The sequence below is a fragment of the Candidatus Eremiobacteraceae bacterium genome (assembly GCA_036511855.1).
Taxonomy (GTDB): domain Bacteria; phylum Vulcanimicrobiota; class Vulcanimicrobiia; order Eremiobacterales; family Eremiobacteraceae; genus JABCYQ01.
Window position 1 is genome coordinate 1 of the sequence record DATCBN010000099.1, and the last position, 19401, is coordinate 19401.

The window sequence follows — 19401 nt, forward strand, 5'->3', positions numbered from 1 at the left end:
CGAGCCGGTCCGCCTTCCCGTCCATTGATAGGATAGTGAAGGCGAACACGGCGAGCAGCGACGCGATAAGGATTGCGCTGACGGCAAGATCGGGAAGCGGCGAACGCCATCCCAGAGTTTGCGCCAGTTCGTAGCCGCCGACGCAGACCGCCAGCGCGGTGACCGCGATGATCCACACGCGCGTGGCTTTCACGAGCTCGAGCGGATGACGGCTATAGAGTTTGTGGACGAGCAGGCTGTCGAGTGTATCGGTGACCGCCATGCCCGCGGAAAACATGAGACCGATGACGACTGCGGCGATGACGCCGCCGCCGGTCGTGAAGGCTAAGGCATATGTGGCGACTTGGCTGGACGTATCGAATCCCAGACCGAACAGCAATCCGATCGTCATGGCGGCGAGAGGGCTGCTCGCCGCGCGAAGCGATTTCGGCAAGAGGGCGAATTTGAGCCCGTACGTTCCCTTGCTGGTGGGGACCGAGAGCTGCCGGACGTTATACGCCGCCAATGCGAAGAGCGTGAGTATGCTCACCCAGGTGCCGATCGTTTCGATGAGCTCGCCTTTGACGGCGATACGGCTGCCGAGCAGGCCGGCAAGCGCTGCGATCGACAGCACCATGACGGAGTGGCCGCCGGCGAAGAGCGTTCCAAAGAACTTGCTGAGTCTGCGGCCCGCCGACACGCCGTTGCGCGTGAGATTGTCGATTGCGGCGAGATGATCCGGATCCGCGCCGTGGCGTAAACCTAACGCGAAAACCGTAAACGCCGAAGCGCCGAGGCCGATCGGGAGCGTGGAATCGATCATGTCGCGAGGATCCTTTCTGCTTATCCTGACGTCAGGCGGTGTGCGGCGACTTGGAATGCATCTGGCTGTGAACGTGGCCCGGACGAATCGCGTAGCCTGCGATCGCTGCGATCGTCAGGGCTATAACGGACCACGCGGGCACCTGGATGATGCCGTTCGCAATCCCTTGACCGAACATCACTGCGCCAATCAACGAGATTACTGCGGCGGAGATGAGCGGCCCGAAAACGATCGCTCGTTCAAATTTCGGACTGCGCGCGATGAGCGCAGCTCCGCGTACGACGGCTATCCCTAGTCCGGTGAGCACCGCGGCGAGACCAACACCGAATGCCACGATGATGATGAGGCCGTATCCGAGCTGGTGCAACGTCAGCGCCGTGAGCATGACGACGAGCGCGGCCGGGCAGGGCGCGATGTTGCCGCTCATGGCGATGAGCATGACGCTGCGAAACGAGAGCGGCGCATTTCCTGGAATAGCGTGGCTGTGGCCGTGCGCGCTGTGGCTATGGTCGTGGCCGGCGTCGAGGCCTTGACCATGCTCATGTCTATGACCGTGCTCGTGAGCGTCGCCTCGTCTTGAGCGGACAAAACGCGCGAGCGCGTTCGCTCCAAGCCAGACGACTGCGACGCCGGAGATCACGGTGACCCACGGGTAGACCGCTTCCGGCACGATCCACTGCGCTGCCGAGAGCAACGCGAGACCGAGGAGAAGTACGCCGGCAGTGTGGGCGATCGTCAAGCCGGCGGCAAGTAGTAAAGCTTGTTTCGGCGTTGCGCGCGCGCCGACGAGCGAGACGGCGAGCAACGTCTTGCCGTGCCCCGGTTCCAGCGCGTGCAGCGCGCCGAGACCGATCGCGGCGAGCAGAGTGAGAACAACGACGAGCACGCTTGTGGGCCCGCGCGCCATCATGTCGGCAAGGGCGTTCGAACGGATCTGTGATGACGGTGCTGCGGCATCTGCGCCCGGAGCGGCGGCCGATGCGGCGATCCACGTGTTGCTCGCCGGTCGCCTTAGCGTCGCGGTGCTCACGTCGCGCGGCGACGTCAACATCGCGGTGGGATAGTGCGTGAGTTCGTCGGTCGGCTCGGTTGCGGGCGCGATCACGACGTCTTTCCAACCTATCCGGTCGGGAAATGTCCGGTCGTCGATGGTGAGCGTTCGAGCCGCTCCCGGGCGAACGAGAAAATCGTCGACCCAGTAGAGCGTGGGCAGTCCGCCGGCTCCCGGGCGCGTGCGCACAAGCGGTGCGCCCAGCGCAACTAACGGAAGCCGAGTGCCTTGGGCTGCGACCAACAAGCCGCCAGTCACGACGGTGACCTCCGAATCGGCCCACGCTCGCAGGCCGGACTTGTCTAGCACGCCGCTCGCGCTTCGCGCACGCATGACGGCGAACGTCGGGATCTCGGCCATGTCTAGAGCATAGCGGATACGCAGCGCATCGCCCGACTGGCGCACTTTCACGAGATGGTTGATCGTGAAGTTGCCCAACGGATGCGCCGATGCCGTTCCGCGAGAGCCGGCGAAGCAAAGAAGCGCCGCAAACAACGCGGCCCAAGCCGCAATGCGTTTACAGGATGGGAACCGACGCAAGCTATCGCTCATCTTCGTCATTAACGGGCGACGACTGAATTCGGATTACGGTGACGCGCGGAATTTTGCGGCAGCAGCAAGCCGATGAGCACACTGGACCGTTATACGGATGACCATGCTTCGAATGACGGCCGACCGACCTCCCTTTGTGGAGCGCTTCTTTGTCCGCGCGGACAACGCAGTGCGCGTCTTGCGTCCGGTCGCGTCCAGAGGCGCCGGCAGCGGCGCGGGCGAAAACGCCGTCGTGCAGATTGACGATGGCACGATTGTCAAGCGTATTGCCGATGGCGACCACGGCGCGTTCGCGGCGTTATACGACAAACACTCTGCGCTCGTGTACGGCGTCGCAAAGCGTGTGCTCGGCAACCGGGAGCAAGCCGAAGACGTCACCCAATCCGTTTTTCTCCAAGTGTGGGCGAGGCCTGAAGCGTTCGCCGGCGGCAACTTCGCGGCGTGGATCGCTCGCGTCGCGCGAAACGCGTCGCTCGATATCTTACGCAGTGCGGCCGTGCGTACGCGCGAACCCGAAATCTCAATCGACCTGCCGGCCGAGGGTGCGCTCGAAGAACAAGTCTTCGAGCGCGTGCGGGCGACCGCGCTCGCCACAGCCGTTGCAGCCCTTCCCGAAGATCAGCGCATCGCAATCGAGCAAGCATATTTCGCGGGCCTCAGCTATCGCGAGGTGGCCGATCGGCTGAACGCACCCCTCGGAACCGTGAAAAGCCGCATCCGCATGGGTCTGCGCAAGCTCCTCGAGTCCTTGCAGCAAGTGGTGCCGACATGAGCACGGCGCACACCGACGAAATGCGGGAGCTCGCCGCGCTGTACGCCCTCAACGCCGTCGACGCGACGGAGTGCGCCATGGTGCGCGCACATATCCTCACGTGCGACGTGTGCCGCAAGGAGTATGCCGACGCGATGGTCGCGGCAAGCGGGCTTGCGGCGTCGGTCGCCACCCCGCCGCCGCCGGATCTGCGAGCGATCGTATTGGCCGCCGCAGCCGCGCAGCCGCGGTCCAAGAGCGTCGTATCCATTTTCCGGCGCAAGCGCTTTTATGCGGCACTCGTCGGTGTCGCCGCCGTGATCGCCGCGCTCTTCGTCTTTCACACGCCGAGCGGGTCCACGTGGCCACTCGCGTGTCTGCCTTCGCCCACCGCTTGCGGCGTGAGCGGCCGCGTGGTTGCGGCGGGCGGCGTGCTGCGAGTCGAAGCGAATGGACTTGCGGCTCTGCCGTCGGGCAAAGTGTATCAGGCGTGGATCATCCAGCCAGGTGGCAAGCCGGTACCGGAGCCGACTTTTGTTCCCGACGCAGGCGGTCGAGCCGCTGTCGAGGTGCCTTCGGGTCAGCCGAAAGGTACGCTGATCGCCGTCACCATCGAGCCGGCCGGCGGCTCGCAAGCGCCGACCACGAAACCATTCGTCGCGGCAACGCTTGACTAATTGATTCCTTTTGGTAGGAGGGTGAGCTCGTACTAGGGCAAGCATCGCTTGCCCAATTGGGTGAGCGATGCTCACCCTAGTACGGTTGCCCTCTAATTAGATCGTCGGTATTACAGTATTAAGCAGCGCGAAATACGAGCGCCGCGTTGAGTCCGCCGAATCCGAAACTATTGGACAGCACCACGTCTTGTTTGAGCGGGGTCGGCACTTCGGGCGAATAGCGCAGGTCGCAGTCGGCGCCCGGCATCTCCAAATTGATCGTGGGCACGACGACGCCTTCGAGGATGCCCATCGCGCACAGCCCAGCCTCGATCGCGCCGGTCGCACCGAGCGCGTGCCCGGTCATTCCTTTGGTTCCCGAAACGATTATGCGATCGGCGGCGGCGCCGAAGAGCGCACGGATAGTCCTGCTCTCGGTTGAGTCGTTGAGCGGCGTCGACGAACCGTGCGCGTTGATGTGATCCACTTGGGCCGGTTCGACGCCGGCCTCGCGCATTGCACGCGCCATCGCGCGGCCGGCCTCACGGCCGTCTTCGCGCGGCGCCGTCATGTGGTCGCCGTCATTCGTGAGCCCGTAGCCTGCGATTTCGGCGTACGGCACCGCGCCGCGCGCCACCACCTCCTCTTCGCGCTCGAGGAGCAGCAGACACGCGCCTTCGGACATGACGAACCCGTCGCGGCCGGCGTCGAACGGGCGGCTCGCCGACCCTGGATCAGCGTTTCGCGTCGACATCGACTTGATGATGTCGAACGCGCCGAAGGTGAGCGGCGCTAGCGGCGCCTCAACGCCACCGGCGAGGGCCGCTCGGCAAACGCCATCGCGGACGGCACGAAACGCATCACCGATGGCGACGGCGCCGGCGGCACACGAATTGGAGTTCGACTGCGTGGGACCGTGCAATCCGAAGTGGATGGCGACGTTGCAACACGATGAGGCGCCGAAGACATTGAGGGCGAGCGATGGATGAACCCCGCGTAGCCCGTGCTCGCTATAGCTCTTATACTGCGATTCGGCGAAGACCACACCCCCGAGGGCGGTGCCGATCCATGCGCCTATTTCCGGATCGTCGCCGCTAGGCGTCACGCCGGCATCATCGAACGCGAGACGCGCCGCCGAAATCGCGAACTGGCTGAACCGTTCGGTGCGCTGCGCCTGTTTGCGGTTGAGAAATGCCACAGCGTCGAAATCGTCGATCTGCCCGGCGACCTTTGATCGCATGTCCGTGACATCGAACCTGTCGAGCGCCTTCACACCGCGCTTGCCCGCGAGCGCGCTGGCCCACAATTCCTTGCGGCCGATGCCGATCGGCGTGATCGCTCCGATACCGGTGATGAAGACGCGGCTCTTCACGTGCGGGCCTCCGCTAGTGCTTTGAAGCAAGCGAGCGTCTTGCTCGCAATGGCTTGGATGAAGTAGTCCCCGATGATCCGCCGGCCGATCCAGTCGCCTACGAATGGAACGAGCCTGAAATCGAGTTCGTGCTCGATGATCACCCGCGTCCCATTGGGCAGCGGTTCGAAGCGCCACGCAACTTCCATTCCAGCAGTCCAGCCTGAAACGTGAGTGAATTCGATTCGAGGAGTTGCCGGATCGAGACGCTCGACCGCGGTCCAGCGCACGCCGATCCGCCCGCGCCGGGCAGCCATCACGGCGAGCCGTTCCCGCGGCCCCTCCGTGAGGACGTGCACGTAACGGTAGTGAGGAAGCAGCTCCGGCCAGCGGCTCACGTCCTCGGCGAGTGCGTAGATCTCGTGAGCCGGAGCGGCGATGTCGATCGACGTCGAAGCATGCATCACGCGAGCAGCCGTGCGAGCAGCGCCGGCGAGAGTGCGCGGGCAGCGGGTGCGGCCCCCGCGATCGCCGCCAACACGGTTTCCGCGACCGCAGGATCTCGTCGCACGCTTCGAGCCGCGCGCGCCCGCATGAGCGGCGTGCGTATGACCAAATCGACTGCCGCGGCCAGAATGCGGCGCGGCAGAACGAGTTCGCGCCGGGCGCGCCCAAGCGCGCGGGCCACGTGGGACGCGCGTTGGCCAGCAAGCAATGCAAGTGCCGCGTCGGCGCCGGCGCTCGAACTTTCCAGCGCGATCGCGACGCCTTGGCCGACGAACGGATCGAGCATGCCGGCAGCGTCGCCGGTCAACATGACCCGTCCGGCAACGAGGCGCGCGGGTTCGTATCGCAGCGGTCCGACCGCGACGCGCTTTTCGAGACGCGAAGCCTCAAAGCGCAAGCGGCCGGCGGACAGCTCGTCGACGATCGCGTCGGCGGCCTCATCGCCGGCAACGGGGCGGGGCATCACCAGCATCGCGTTTGTTATCTCGTCACCGAGCGGATTGCGCGCGTAGTAGCCGCCGGCGCCGATGCACATCTCTAAGGTGTCGTCCGAGCGGCTACTCGCGCCACGTAAGTGACCGCCGACCGCCCAACGCCCGCCGCGACCTTGCGCGCCGGCAAGCCCGCAGCGCGCTGCCACGGTAGACCATGCGCCATCCGCACCGATCAAGACCCGAACGCGACTCGACTGATCGGCTCCATCGGCATCGCGGAAGGCGACGCGCAGCATTTCCCCTTCATCCACCGCGTGAAGAAATGCGCCGTGCACTTCGCGTGCGCCGCACGAGAGGGCTGCATCGCGAAGCGCGTTGTCGAGCGTCGCTCGCGACAGCGAAAGCGCTCCATCGCCCGGCAAGGTCAGGAGCACGGGGTCGGAGCCGAATGCGGCGAGCGAGACGCGACGCAACCGGTGAGCTCCGGAAAGCACGGCATCGGCGCAGCGCAGATCGCGTAACGCCGCGATCGCTCCGGGGCTCAGGTATTCGCCGCAGACTTTCGTGCGCGGAAAACGTGAGCGTTCGAGAAGCGCCACGTCGACGCCGACGCGCGCGAGGCGCAACGCGATGGACGACCCGGCCGGCCCTGCGCCGACGATCATCACGTCGGCGTTCATCGGCCACCCGACAGCGTCATCCGTGCGGCGAAATGCGTGCGCGCCGAGATGCGCGTCCAACGCGCTTCGAACGCAAGCGCGCGAGCCTCGCTTGGCGAGTACGCGCGCCGCACGGAAAGTGGACCGTCGTGCAGTGTGAATCGATTCCGGGTGAAAAGCGGAAACGCGGCCCTTGCCAGCAGCCAGCCCGCCACGCTTCGCCGCAGATCGTTGACGATCACGTCGCGTCCGACCCGCGCCATCTCGGCGAGCGCGCGGACCGCCTCCGGGGGATCGAAGTGATGCAGCGCAAGATTGCACGTGACGAGATCGAAGCTGCGGTCGGGAAAGGGAAGCGCGCCTGCATCGGCATGGACGAGTTCGATGTCGGTCCGTCCCCGCACGCGCTCGGCCGCGGCGGTGAGCGCCCGGGCCGAACGGTCGAGCGCGACGCATGTGGATGAGATGCCGCGCGCGCGAAGGTGATCGACGATGGCGACCGGCATATCGGCGCTGCCGGTGCCGATGTCGAGAATCGTGCGCGGGGACACGGCCAGCCGGTTGACTTCTATCACAGTTGCGCGCACGCCACCAAGCCATTTATTGATCATCGCGAGGTCGCGGAAGTTCTCGCTCCACTCGTTTGGCGAGCCCGCGCCCTCGTCGTCCATGAGTTCAGCTTGCGCTAAGCGTTGCATTGGAACGACTCGGTACGACGCAGGTCACTTCTCGACCCGCCCACTTCCGCTTTGGCTTTAAGTTGGGTATGATTGTCCTATTGAACGGGCGACATGCGCCTCGAAAGGTATCCGAAGCATTGTGAGCGCGAGCAGCACGAAAACTATGCCCAGAAAACACTCCGACGGAGCAGCCGTGCCGGCCGATGTCATCGCGATCGCAACCCGCGCCGCACGAGCCGTCAGCCGCGAGCATACCTCCGACGTCCAAAGCGTTGACGACGCGCTCGCGTTCGTCCTCACGCGCCCTATGGCCACACCCAGGGAAATGGGAGCGGCATTCGATCAATTCATCGCCGCCGCCGCGGATCTCGCGGGCTGCATGGTGCAAAGCCGCATCACGCCCGGCCTCAGCGGTGTGACGATATCTTGGGACAAGAGCACCGTGCCATCGCGCGATTGGCTTCGTAGACTCGAAGCAGAGATCGTCGCGTTTGGCGCGTGCAGCGGACTACAGGTCTGGTTCCGCCGCCACTGATCAGAGGTCAGGCGCCCGATTCACCACCCGCGGGCCCGTAGAACATCACCCACGTGCCGAAGTCATCGCTGAAGTCCTCGAACCGGTGATCGATTCCGGCCGGCACGAATAGCGCGTCGCCGGTCGCGAAACGATGCCGGACATCGCCGTTTTTGAACCAACCGCTGCCGCTCGCGATCACGTAGAGCTCATCTCGCGTGTGCGTCCGCTGCTCGTCCACGCCGTGAGGCGCATAGAATTCCAGCGAGAGCGTTCCATGCGTGAACACGTCGGCGGCAAGCGATCCGGGTGACGGACCTAACGCCGCCGCCGATTCGAGCGGAAAGTGATGTCGATCCGTCACTGCGTCGTCGCTAACCGATTTTCTCGCTCACCGACTTGGCCTGCATGAACAGCAAGAGATAGTCCGGGCCGCCTGCCTTGGAGTCGGTCCCCGACATGTTGAACCCGCCGAACGGATGCGCACCGACCATCGCGCCCGTGCACTTGCGATTCAAATACAGATTGCCGACGTGGAATTCGTCGCGCGCTCGGGCGAGCTTAGCGGCGTCGCTCGAGTAGACAGCGCCGGTGAGCCCGAACTCCGTGTTGTTGGCGATCTCGAGCGCGTGATCGAAGTCCTTCGCCTTGATCACTGCCAAAACGGGCCCGAATATCTCTTCCTGCGCCAGCTTTCCGTCGGGTGGGATGTCCGCGAATACGGTCGGTTCGGCGAACCATCCTTCGTTGCCAACTCGCCCGCCGCCCGACACGAGCCGTCCTTCGCGTTTGCCTTCTTCGACATACGATTGGATCTTTTTGAGCGAGCGCTCGTTGATGACGGGTCCCATGTAATTGCTTGGATCGGCGGCATCGCCGACGCTGATCTTCTTCACTCGTTCTGCGAGTTTGGCGATGAATTCGTCGTAGATGGGCGCTTCGACGATTGCGCGCGAGCACGCCGAGCACTTCTGTCCTTGGTATCCGTACGCGGCTTGCGCCACGCCTTCAACGGCGGCATCGAGATCGGCGTCGGCGGCGACGACGATCGAATCCTTGCCGCCCATCTCGGCCACCACACGTTTGATCCAGATCTGACCGGGTTGCGGTTGGGCCGCCAGTTGATTCACGCGCAGTCCGATTTCTTTCGAACCGGTGAAGGCGATGTAACGCACGCGGGGATTTTTAACCAATTCATCGCCGATGGCGCCGCCAGATCCGGTTATGAAGTTCAAGACGCCCGGTGGCAAGCCGACGCTCTCGAGCAGTTCGACGAACTTTGCAGCAACGACCGGCGAATCGCTTGAGGGCTTGAGAACGACGGTGTTGCCGGTGACGATCGACGCTGCGGTCATGCCCACCATGATGGCGAACGCGAAGTTCCACGGCGGGATGATCACACCGACGCCCAATGGTATGTAGTGCATCCCATTTTTTTCACCGGGGATCGGCGTGACCGGATGGGTACCGTCGAAGCGCAGCATCTCGCGCGCGTAATACTCGAGGAAGTCTATGCCTTCAGCGACATCTCCATCTGCCTCGATCCAACTTTTTCCAACCTCGAGCACGAGCCACGCGTCGAATTCGAACCGGCGCCGGCGCACTTCCGCGGCCGCCTTGAACAGCAGGTCGGCGCGGCGAGAAGCGGGGACGCGCGACCAGGTTTTGAACGCTGCCTCTGCGGCCGTGACCGCCGCTTGAGCCTGCTCGACTGTGGCGGCCTGCACGGTGCCGATCACTTCGGACGGCTTGGAGGGGTTGTTCGACGCGGTCTGTTTCGGCGACGTCACGCGTTTGCCGCCGATGACCAGGTCGTATGTCGTGCCGAAACTGGCGCGGACGGATTTGAGCGCGTCCAGCATCGCCGACTTGGACTTCTCATCGCGAAACGTGATGATCGGCTCGTTGGCGAACGGGGCGATCGTGTCGAGAACGGTTGCCATATCTTCTTCCTTATCTCTGGTGGGATGTGGAGTTTGGCGCGGTCGCGGCCCGGCCCCTGTGAGCTATCTGTAGGGCCGACTTTTATGGTCGGCCGGCGAGCTTCAGCTCGCCAACTCAACTCCTCACACCGCCGCGACAACACCTTGAGAATCCGTGCCGGCCGCGAGACGCTTGCCGGATTTTCTGGCGGCGGCATACGCGCGCATCGCCCGGCCGAATCGTGCCATCGCCTCTGCAGCGAGTTCTTCGGGCAGCGTGCCGTACGAGAGCCGCAACGCGTTGTTGGCGGGCGTCGTCGGGAAAAACGCCGCGCCGGGTAGGAACAGCACACCTTCGCGCGCTGCGTATCCGAATAAATCGACCGATGACCAGCCGCGCGGCAATTCGACCCAGACGTTGACGCCGCCGGACGGCGTGCTCAGGCGCGTGCCGTCGGGCACGACCCGGCGCAGCTCTTTCATCAGCGCGTCACGCCGGCGGCCGTAGAGAAAACGCGCTGCCCGCAAGTGACGGTTAGCCGCTTTGGATTCCAGGAAGCGCACCAACGCGCGCTGCGCAACCGTCGTCGTGAATGTGTCCGCGCGCAACTTCGCCGCATACAACGCTCGCATCGCTGCGCCGCGAGCCGCGATGTAGCCGATGCGAAGGCTCGGAAACAGAAGTTTCGATAGGCTTTCTATGGTCACCACGGCGTCGTCGCGCGACGAAGCCAGCAGCGGAGGCGGCGCTTCGCCATCGTAGCAAAGGGGCCAGCACGTCTGATCCTCGACCACCGTGAGTTTCGCGGCGCGCACGGTCTCGAGGATGGGCCGATGTCGCGCCCGAGCCAGGAAACCGCCTGTAGGATTGTGCGCCGCGGTATTGAGATAAAGCAAACGCGGAGAGAACCGCCGCACGCCATCGCGAAGCGAGTCCGGCAGCACGCCGTCCGCATCGCGCGCGACGTTCACCCACGAGACCCTGCGCTGGTCGAACACTTCCAACGCTGAGAAATACGTCGGCGCTTCCGCGGCGGCGAAATCTCCTTGTTCAAGGAACGTCTCTGCAACGAGGCTGAGCGCCTGTTGCGCGCCGCTCACGATCAAGATGTCGTCGGGTCCGATGTCAGCGCCGCGCGCCCGCAAGCGTTCGGCGAAGAGTTCGCGCAAGCGCTCGTCGCCGCGATCGGCGCGATACTGATGGATCTCGGCGGGATCGTCGAGGAACGTGCGCGCATAGCAGCGTGCGAAATCGGGCAATGGATAGGTTTCCGGCGCGGTGTGGCCGTTCGAAAGCGCGATCGTGCCTGCGCGCACCGACCAGCGCGACAAATGCATCGCGGCGACGCGCCGGTTTTGTGCGCCGTCCGGCGAGATGACGGAATCGATGTCATTGATCGACGACCGGGTGTCGTGAGCCACGCCGCCCTGTCCATTCAAGCGGCCCGATCCGATTGCGGCGGCGCCGTCGTACGTCGCGAAGGTGCCGCGGCCCGTCCGGGAAACTACCAAGCCCTCGGAGGCGAGCGCTTCATACGCCTGGCTTGCGGTCACGAGCGCCACTTCGTGCGTGCGCGCGAGTTCGCGAAGCGAAGGCAGCCTCGCACCTATGGTCACGACGCCATTGCGGATCTGCAGGGCGATGCCCTCAGCCAATTGCTGATATAACGGCCTTCGGTCGCGGGCGTTCAGCACCACGATCTGCAAGACGCCGCTCGCGGTGTTCTTATTGACTCTATTCACTAGTATAACAATAAGGCCAATGAATACGAATAGTCAAGACAGCGATGCGGCAAAACCCATCATCGCGGCGGTAACGTCGCCGGGCGAGATCGAGATCGGCGTCCGCTTCCGGCACACGATGAAGGTGGAGCTTGGAATGTCCGTCGCCGGGCTCCGCCCCGACTGGGCGGAACGCGAAACCGCATATTTCGCCCGGCGGACGTCGGAGGGCTGCGCGCAGTGGCACCTTGCGCGAGTCGGCGAGGAATTCGTCGGATCGTCGTGCGCGTTCGTCGACGATTCCTGGGCGTCTACTTTGCTAACGCGTCCGAAAACCGGCTGGATAATCGGCGTCTACGTCTTGCCCAAATTCCGCCGGCGCGGCATCGCGCGCGGGTTGACAGATGCCGCGCTGCGCTGGCTGCGGGGCACGAGCTGCACCGAGGCAAAATTGCACGCCTCCTCATTTGGACGCGGTATTTACGAATCGCTCGGCTTTGCGCTCACGAACGAGATGATACTAAAGCTTTGACCCGGTCAGCGCGGCGTGTTCGGCGGATTGTCCGCGCCGGGCGTCTGTGCGCGACCCGGCAACTGAACCGTGAATTTGCGGCGGCGCAAGTCGGGAGATCCGGGCTTGGACATCTCCATTCCGGGATCGCGAATCGCCATGTCCTTGTCGTTGACGCGCCCGATATGCCGCAGATCGAGCGCGATGCTCGACGTCCCTTCTTCCACACTCATCACCGCGCTATACGGGGTCAGACGCCCCGGTTCATCTATCGAGCCTATATCGCGGCGCCGGCCGAGTCGCGCAAGGGCTTACCGGCGAATTTCAGCAATTCATCGCCGTTCAAATTCGACGTACTTGGAGGACGGCATGAAAAGATATCTGGCGGAATTCATTGGCACGTTCGTGTTGGTGCTCGTCGGCGTCGGCTCAGCCGTGCTCGACGGCAAGGCCCTCGGACCTGTCGGCATCTCACTTGCGTTTGGGCTGACGCTCGTCGCGATGGCCTACGCGATCGGCCCGATCTCCGGTTGTCACATCAATCCGGCCGTCACGTTCGGTCTCGCGGCGGCCGGCAAGTGCAAGTGGGCGGACGTGCCCGGCTACATCGTCGCGCAATGCGTCGGCGCCATTCTCGCGTCGCTCGTGTTGTTCGTGATCGCAGGCGGCGTCGCGGGCGGGTACGACGTTTCTGTTACCGGTTTTGCCGCTAACGGATTCGGTGATCACTCGCCTGGCGGATATGGCCAAACCGCGGCATTCCTCACCGAGATGTTCTTCACGTTCGTGCTCGTGCTGACGGTGATCGGAGCGACCGCCGATAAGGCGCCCGCCGGATTTGCCGGCCTGCCGATCGGGTTCGCGCTCGCGGTCACCAATTTCGCGGCCATCCCGGTGACGAACGCGTCGATCAACCCGGCTCGAAGCCTTGGTCCGGCCTTGTTCGTCGGCGGATGGGCGCTCGGTCAGCTCTGGCTGTTCATCCTCGCACCGATCGCGGGCGGCATTCTCGCGGCCATCGTCTACCGGCTCGTCCGCGAGTGATTCGGCACGCGACGGCGAATCGAGAACGTCTATGTCGGTAACTGAAATCGAAGGTTCGCTCTCGCGCGACGAGCGTGCGCGATACGCTCGCCACCTCATTCTTCCGGAAGTGGGGCTTGCTGGCCAACGCAAGCTCAAGGCCGCGCGCGTCGCGCTGATCGGCGCCGGCGGACTCGGGTCGCCGGCTGCCCTCTATCTCGCTGCGGCGGGAGTCGGGACGCTCGGCATCATCGACGATGATCTCGTCGACGCTTCGAATCTGCAACGACAAGTCATCCATTCCACAGCGGCGATAGGCCAGCGCAAGACCGCCTCCGCCGCCGCGCGCATCGAAGAGCTCAATCCGGGCGTGCGCGTCGAGTCACATAATGTCAGGCTGACGGCGGACAATGCGATGGAGCTGCTGTGCGGCTTCGACATCGTCATCGACGGAACCGACAATTTCCCCACGCGATACGCCGCCACCGATGCTTGCGTGCTGTTGGGAATCCCTTACGTCTATGGAGCGGTCTATCGCTTTGAAGGACAGACGTCATTTTTCGACGCTCGCGTGGGACCGTGTTATCGCTGCCTCTTTCCAGAGCCGCCGCCGCCCGGCGCCGCGCCATCGTGCGAAGAAGCCGGCGTTCTCGGCGTGTTGCCCGGCATCATCGGTTTGCTGCAGGCGACGCAAGCCATCAAGGCCATCGTCGGAATCGGAAAGTCGCTCGCCGGCCGCCTGCTCGTCTTCGATGCGGTCGAGATGACGTTCCGTGAGCTGCGGTTACGCAAGGATCCGAACTGCGCGCTATGCGGACCAAAGGCGACGATTCAGGCGCCCATGCAATTCGACGCGACATGTCAAACCACAGGCGATAAGCCGCAAGGGAGTGTGCTCGTGCAACAGACGCCTTTTGACGTGCAACCGGCAGACATCAAGGCGAGGCTCGACCGCGGCGATTCATTCGAATTGCTCGACGTTCGGGACGAGGACGAGATCGAGCTCGCAGCGCTGCCGCATACGGCGAACATCCCTTCGTACGAGATCTCCGAGCGCACCGGCGAGATAGACCGCACTCGCGACGTCGTCGTCTTCTGCCACTCCGGGGGCCGCAGCGCGCGCGTGGTGACTTTGTTGCGAATGCAAGGTTTCGACAATGTCTACAATTTGAACGGCGGCATTTCGCGCTGGTCCGCAGAGATAGATCCCACGGTTCCGACCTACTGAAGGATACGGCGTTGACCTCGATGAGCGTGTCGACTGCGAAATAGACTGAATGTGTACTGCTGCGGAGCCGGCGACGACGCCTTGAACCGTTGCGACGAGTTTGGCCGACCATAGAGGTCGGCCCCACAGAGTTCATCCACGACGATCGATATGGCCGCTGAAGATTCTCGCGCAAGTCCGACGTCAATCGCGAGCGATGAACACCGTCAGCGATCCGGGACCGTGGGCGCCGAGCACGACCGTTTTTTCGATGTCGGCCGTGCGGCTCGGCCCGGTGATGAAAACTCGTTCGCCGCGCTCGGCGTCGCCTGCGCTAAGTGCGCCGTCATTCAAGCCATGCGTCAATTGCGATGAGCGCCCCACGATGATGCATGCCGGCGGCAAGTACGGCAGCAGCCGGTCTTCGTAGCTCGAGACCCGGACAACGGCGGATCCGATATCCGCGATGAGCGACTCGGCCGCGATGATGGCGCAGTCGGCCGTTTCCAAAAATTCGGCGGACGCCCCGGACGTTTCGATCAACCGGTCCGCGGCAATCTGTGAAGCCGCCTGCCGTGCAAGGTCGTCGCTCTGCACAGCGATCGCGTGAAAACCCAAACGCGCGACGTGATCGGCGACCGCTCGCGCCAAAGCGTCGATGCCTTTGTCGACGACGATGACGGCGTCGCCACCCACCAATTCAAGCTCGCGCGCAAATCGTGCGCTCAAGGTTTCCGAATTCGCCTCATCGTCCGGTACTGGCCCGGCTGGCTCGAAAGACGGTGAGTCTGCGAATTCGATTGGCAAAGGAGTGCGCAGCGCGGCGCGAATCCGCATCATGATCTCCGTCCGTGCGTCTGAGTTCACGGCCGCGTCGCCCACCATTCGCGAAAAGTCTGCCGGGCTGGTACCGGCAGCGCGCGGCCGCGCATCCACGCGCCGAGCGGCCCCGGCTTCCATGGCGATGCTTTGCCGACGGCGATGGCGGCGCGCAACCAGGCGACGGCGCGTTCGTATGTGCGGACGCTCATCATGGCCCGCGCGAATAGACCCATCGCGCGACGTTCCAAACCGCCGCCGCTCGCGCCAGCGTCAACCGATGCGCGGCGAAGACGGACGAGCTGCAACGGTAGATCGATCTTGACCGGGCATTCGTCTTTGCATGCGCCACAAAGGGTGGATGCGAACGGCAACACGGCTGCGGCGGACGGGTCGACCATCTTCGGGGTCACAACAGCCCCGATGGGGCCGGGATAGACGGATCCGTACGCCGCGCCGCCGACGCGCCTGTAGACCGGACAAACGTTCATGCATGCGCCGCATCGGATGCAATAGAGCGCTTCGCGCGTGTCAGGATCGGCGAGCAGCGCCGTTCGGCCCGCGTCGACGATGACGCAATACTGACGCTTGCCTATTTCCGGGCCGAGAAAGTGATGCGTATACGTGGTGATTTTTTGTCCGGTGCCCGAACGCGCAAGCAATTGAAGGAATATGTTGAGATCGGCGGTCCGCCGGATCACCTTTTCGATACCCATCAGAGCTACGTGCACCGGCGGCGCCGCAGCGGAAAGTCCGCCGTTTCCCTCGTTCTCCACCACCACGAGCGTGCCGGTCTCCGCCACGGCGAAGTTCACGCCGGTCATGCCGACCCCGGCGCGAAGGTAGCGAGCGCGCAAGTGTGCGCGCGCGGCGAGGGAGAGGGCTTGGGGGTCGTCGGTGTATTCGAGCCCGAGCTTGCGCGCGAATAAGTGGCCAACGTCGTGACGCGAAAGATGCGCGGCGGGGGCAATGACATGCGTCGGCTTGTGGCCCGCGAGCTGGACGATGAATTCGCCGAGATCGGTCTCGACCGGCTCGATGCCTGCGGCTGCGAGCTCTTCGTTGAGCCGCAACTCTTCGGAGACCATCGACTTTCCCTTGACGACCGACGTCGCGCCGTGAGCGCGGCAGATGCGCAAGAATGCCTCCGCGGCCTCGGCGGCTGTGCGCGCCCACACCACTTCGCCGCCACGCTCGACGAATCGACGTTCGAATTGTTCGAGCAACTCGGCGAGATGCGCAATGGCGTCCGCCTTCAGCGAGTGCGCTTGGTTACGCAGCTCCTCCCACGGTACGTCGATTTGGGCCGCGCGCTTGTGATCCAGCGATCGCTGCATCGATCCCGCCAATACCGGAGCCGCGTTTGGCCGTCGAAAGCTCCGCTCGACTGCACCGCGATCGAAGTGCGCGCTCACGTCTCCGCCAGCACTTCAGCCAGGTGCAATGTTGTCAATGCCGATGACCGATTGCGCAGCATCCCATCGACGTGCAGCATACAGCTCGGATCACCCGAGACGAGGAATTCGGCGCCGGTCGACATCGCATTGACGCACTTCGCTTCGCCCATCGACGTGGACAGCGCGTCGAACGAAACGCTGAACGACCCACCAAAGCCGCAGCACTCTTCGGCCATGGGCAAATCGATGAGGGTGAGATCGCGCACCGAGCGCAGCAGCGTGAGCGATGCGTCGACCGACCTCAGTTCGCGACGCGCGTGGCAGCCTTCGTGAAACGTGACGCGGTGAGGGAAGCGCGCGCCGACATCGCCGACTCCAAGCACACCGGTGAGAAACGACGCGAAATCGTAGACGCGATCGCCGACGGACGTAGCGCTAGACAACGGATCCATGTGCGCAAAGCCGGCTCGCGCCATCGCTGCGCACGATCCGGATGGCGTCACAATCCACGGATATTCATTGAAAACGTTCGCGAATCGCTGCGCGATCGCCGCGGCGAGCGGCCAATTGCCGGCATTGTACGCGGGTTGGCCGCAACACGTTTGTCCGGGCGGATACTCCACGTTGACGCCCAGGCGTTCTAGCACGGTCACTGCCGCCCGCGCAACCTCGGGATTGAACACGTCGACGAAGCACGGAACGAACAGCGCCACTGGCTCGCCGCGATGATAGGCTCGCGCATCGTTCATCGCTCCAGCGGTTCTGCCTTAAGCCGCATAGCCCCTTATCGCGCAAAACAAGTCGGGTTCACAGGGCGAGTTTGGCGCGCGGAGAAATTGACGCCGCTAGGTTTGGTCCGTCCAAAACCCTCGTGTCGACAAATTGGAGTAATCACGCATGCATATCCGATCCCGCGCTTTTTTCTGTGCGGCCGCCGTCGCGACGGTCGTTTTTCTTGGCAATGCACCCGTTCTTGCGGCGCCGCGGCCGGTGACGGCTGAAGACCTCTTCAAGCTTTCGCTTGTGTCGTCGGCGCAGATCTCGCACGACGGCAAGCGCGTGGCGTTCGTCGTGACGAAGCTCGACGGGCCGAAGAACACCTACCTCAACAACTTGTGGATCGTCGATGTCGAGAGCGGCAAAGTCTGGCAACTGACTCGCGGCGACAGCGACGGAGATCCATCGTGGTCGCCGGACGACCGCTGGCTCGCGTTCGACAGCGGACGTGCCGAGAAATCGCAGATATACAGAATCTCGCTCGGCGGCGGCGAAGCCCAGCGCATCACGAACGTCGCGGGAGGCGCGTTCGCACCGCAGTGGTCGCACGCGGGCACGCGCATACTCTTCCAATCTTCCACGACTCTCCCCATGCCGAAGACGAACGTGGACTGGAAAGCTGCAGGCTTCACACCGACGGACGACCAGCGCACGAGCGACGTCCGCACCATCAACGTGCTTCACTTCGAAGACAACGGCCGCGGCGAGACCTGGACGAAAACGGTGCATCTGTGGACGGTGAACTCCGACGGCAGCGGAGCGAAGGCGCTGACTTCCGGGACCACCTACTCCGAAGGTCAGGCCTCATGGTCGCCCGACGACAAGCTCGTCCTCTTCGGATCGTATCGAGGCTTCGATGCGATGCAGTTCCGCAGCGATGCCTATATCATGTCTTCTACCGGCGGCGCGATGCACAAGGTTCCGCTGCCGGCCGATTCCATCAACGGCCCGGTCTGGTCCCCCGATGGCTCGTCGATTTGGTACGGGGAAAACACCTCCGCGGATCCCGCCGGCTATCCGGCTATCGCACACGCACGTTTGGACGGAAGCGACCGGTACACCGTCGTGGCGGGGAATAAATATGCGTTTGGCGACGCCGTGCTCACCGACACAAAAGAGGGCGGCAACGGATGTGGTCCGCTCTTCGACTCGCAGGCGCACTGGTTCATTGCCGACGTCAGCACGCCCGGCGGCACCGCGCTGATGAAGTTCGACGCACAGAGCGGTGCGGCTCAAACCATCATCGGCGGATCGCTCGAGATCTCCGAGTGCTCGATGAGCGACGATGGCTCCCGCGTCGCGTACGTTTCATCCGACGCAACGCATCCCGGCGAAGTCTACGTCGCATCGACATCGGGCGCGGACCCGCGCCAATTGTCGTTCACCAACCGCGACTATCTCGCGAGCGTGGCCGTTTCCGATCCCGAGGCGTTCACGGTAAAAGATTCGGCGGGTCTCGACGTGCACGCCTGGATCATGCGCCCGCCGAATGCGGTTGCAGGACGACGCTATCCCACCATCCTCGACATCCACGGCGGGCCTGAGACCGAGTTCGGCAATTCGTTCTTCCACGAATTCCAATATCTCGCGGCACAGGGATACAACGTCGTCTATGCGGATCCGCGCGGGAGTGTGGGCTTCGGCTATCAGTTCGAGGCCGATCTCAACGGCAACTGGGGCGATCCGATGTTCGACGATGAGATGGCTGTGCTCAACGCCGCGGTGCGCAGACCCGACGTCGACGCCTCGCGGCTCGCGGTATCCGGCGGCAGCTACGGCGGCTATGCCACGCTTTGGATCGTCGGCCACAGCAATCGCTTCAAATGCGCGGTGGCCGAACGGGTTGCGAGCAATCTCGAAACGCTGATCTTGGCGAGCGACTTCGCCGGCGGCCAGAGCAGCAAGCACAGTTGGGGCAATCCATGGGAACACCCCGACGTCTATTGGAAACAGTCGCCGGTTGCGTACGTCAAGAACGTCACGACGCCGCTGATGTTGATCCACTCCGATCAGGACATCCGCACGCCGATCGATCAGACGATCCAAGAATACTCGGCGCTTAAGGT

At 63.8% G+C, this 19401-nt stretch carries 20 protein-coding genes; 7 read left to right on the top strand and 13 right to left on the bottom strand.

Annotated features, from left to right (window positions below):
* Both VII69_13235 and VII69_13240 read right to left on the bottom strand, forming a co-directional pair.
* Positions 1-802, bottom strand: an 802-nt coding sequence (locus VII69_13235) for a hypothetical protein (GenBank protein ID HEY5096073.1), incomplete at its 3' end; no start/stop codon positions are given.
* A 31-nt stretch (positions 803-833) separates the two neighbouring features.
* Positions 834-2348 carry a hypothetical protein gene (locus VII69_13240; protein ID HEY5096074.1) on the bottom strand — a complete coding sequence of 505 codons (1515 nt, stop codon included), beginning with the start codon at positions 2346-2348 and terminating at the stop codon, positions 834-836.
* A gap of 154 nt (positions 2349-2502) precedes the next feature.
* Here VII69_13240 and VII69_13245 point away from each other — a divergent pair, with 154 nt between their 5' ends.
* Together VII69_13245 and VII69_13250 are read left to right on the top strand one after the other, a co-directional pair.
* On the top strand, positions 2503-3177 hold the full coding sequence (locus VII69_13245; GenBank protein ID HEY5096075.1) for a sigma-70 family RNA polymerase sigma factor: 675 nt from the start codon (positions 2503-2505) through the stop codon (positions 3175-3177).
* Positions 3174-3833 (top strand): anti-sigma factor, encoded by a 660-nt coding sequence (locus VII69_13250; GenBank protein HEY5096076.1) that lies wholly within the window; start codon positions 3174-3176, stop codon positions 3831-3833. Before VII69_13245 ends, VII69_13250 begins: the two co-directional genes overlap by 4 nt.
* A gap of 118 nt (positions 3834-3951) precedes the next feature.
* On the opposite strand, the gene VII69_13255 is transcribed toward VII69_13250, so the two are convergent.
* The 4 genes from VII69_13255 to VII69_13270 are packed head-to-tail and all read right to left on the bottom strand — an operon-like array spanning position 3952 to position 7461.
* Positions 3952-5184, bottom strand: coding sequence for a beta-ketoacyl-[acyl-carrier-protein] synthase family protein (locus VII69_13255; GenBank protein ID HEY5096077.1), 1233 nt, complete (start codon positions 5182-5184; stop codon positions 3952-3954).
* Positions 5181-5627: an SRPBCC family protein gene (locus tag VII69_13260; GenBank protein ID HEY5096078.1), complete on the bottom strand. Its 447-nt coding sequence runs from the start codon at positions 5625-5627 to the stop codon at positions 5181-5183. The genes VII69_13255 and VII69_13260 overlap by 4 nt, the downstream gene beginning before the upstream one ends.
* The gene (locus tag VII69_13265) at positions 5627-6844 is read right to left on the bottom strand and encodes an NAD(P)/FAD-dependent oxidoreductase (GenBank protein HEY5096079.1); all 1218 of its coding nucleotides are present in this window, start codon (positions 6842-6844) and stop codon (positions 5627-5629) included. Before VII69_13265 ends, VII69_13260 begins: the two co-directional genes overlap by 1 nt.
* A complete protein-coding gene (locus tag VII69_13270) occupies positions 6781-7461 on the bottom strand; it encodes a methyltransferase domain-containing protein (GenBank protein ID HEY5096080.1) in 681 nt (226 codons plus the stop codon). The genes VII69_13265 and VII69_13270 overlap by 64 nt, the downstream gene beginning before the upstream one ends.
* A 145-nt stretch (positions 7462-7606) precedes the next feature.
* Between VII69_13270 and VII69_13275 the strand changes: the two genes are divergently transcribed.
* Entirely contained in the window at positions 7607-7978 is a 372-nt protein-coding gene (locus VII69_13275) for a hypothetical protein (GenBank protein ID HEY5096081.1), read from the top strand.
* A 7-nt stretch (positions 7979-7985) separates the two neighbouring features.
* Here VII69_13275 and VII69_13280 read toward each other — a convergent pair whose 3' ends face one another.
* From VII69_13280 to VII69_13290, 3 genes are all read right to left on the bottom strand, one after another.
* Positions 7986-8321 carry a cupin domain-containing protein gene (locus tag VII69_13280; protein ID HEY5096082.1) on the bottom strand — a complete coding sequence of 112 codons (336 nt, stop codon included), beginning with the start codon at positions 8319-8321 and terminating at the stop codon, positions 7986-7988.
* 10 nt (positions 8322-8331) lie between these two features.
* Entirely contained in the window at positions 8332-9900 is a 1569-nt protein-coding gene (gene pruA, locus VII69_13285) for an L-glutamate gamma-semialdehyde dehydrogenase (protein HEY5096083.1), read from the bottom strand.
* Positions 9901-10023: 123 nt separating this feature from the next.
* On the bottom strand, positions 10024-11622 hold the full coding sequence (locus tag VII69_13290) for a PLP-dependent aminotransferase family protein (protein HEY5096084.1): 1599 nt from the start codon (positions 11620-11622) through the stop codon (positions 10024-10026).
* Positions 11623-11641: 19 nt separating this feature from the next.
* Here VII69_13290 and VII69_13295 point away from each other — a divergent pair, with 19 nt between their 5' ends.
* On the top strand, positions 11642-12133 hold the full coding sequence (locus VII69_13295) for a GNAT family N-acetyltransferase (protein HEY5096085.1): 492 nt from the start codon (positions 11642-11644) through the stop codon (positions 12131-12133).
* 5 nt (positions 12134-12138) lie between these two features.
* Here the strand turns inward: VII69_13295 and VII69_13300 are convergent, their stop codons facing one another.
* A complete protein-coding gene (locus VII69_13300; protein ID HEY5096086.1) occupies positions 12139-12339 on the bottom strand; it encodes a hypothetical protein in 201 nt (66 codons plus the stop codon).
* A 142-nt stretch (positions 12340-12481) separates the two neighbouring features.
* On the opposite strand from VII69_13300, the gene aqpZ reads away from it, so the two are divergent.
* Both aqpZ and moeB read left to right on the top strand, forming a co-directional pair.
* Positions 12482-13156, top strand: coding sequence for an aquaporin Z (gene aqpZ, locus VII69_13305; GenBank protein ID HEY5096087.1), 675 nt, complete (start codon positions 12482-12484; stop codon positions 13154-13156).
* Positions 13157-13187: 31 nt separating this feature from the next.
* Complete coding sequence (gene moeB / locus VII69_13310) at positions 13188-14363, top strand: molybdopterin-synthase adenylyltransferase MoeB (protein ID HEY5096088.1); 1176 nt, start codon at positions 13188-13190, stop codon at positions 14361-14363.
* Positions 14364-14546: 183 nt separating this feature from the next.
* Here the strand turns inward: moeB and VII69_13315 are convergent, their stop codons facing one another.
* The 3 genes from VII69_13315 to VII69_13325 all read right to left on the bottom strand — a co-directional run bounded on the left by VII69_13315 (position 14547) and on the right by VII69_13325 (position 17307).
* Positions 14547-15071: an LUD domain-containing protein gene (locus VII69_13315; GenBank protein HEY5096089.1), complete on the bottom strand. Its 525-nt coding sequence runs from the start codon at positions 15069-15071 to the stop codon at positions 14547-14549.
* A 134-nt stretch (positions 15072-15205) separates the two neighbouring features.
* The gene (locus tag VII69_13320; protein HEY5096090.1) at positions 15206-16576 is read right to left on the bottom strand and encodes a lactate utilization protein B; all 1371 of its coding nucleotides are present in this window, start codon (positions 16574-16576) and stop codon (positions 15206-15208) included.
* Positions 16573-17307 carry a (Fe-S)-binding protein gene (locus VII69_13325; GenBank protein HEY5096091.1) on the bottom strand — a complete coding sequence of 245 codons (735 nt, stop codon included), beginning with the start codon at positions 17305-17307 and terminating at the stop codon, positions 16573-16575. Before VII69_13325 ends, VII69_13320 begins: the two co-directional genes overlap by 4 nt.
* A gap of 148 nt (positions 17308-17455) precedes the next feature.
* Between VII69_13325 and VII69_13330 the strand changes: the two genes are divergently transcribed.
* Positions 17456-19401, top strand: a 1946-nt coding sequence (locus VII69_13330; GenBank protein HEY5096092.1) for a S9 family peptidase, incomplete at its 3' end; no start/stop codon positions are given.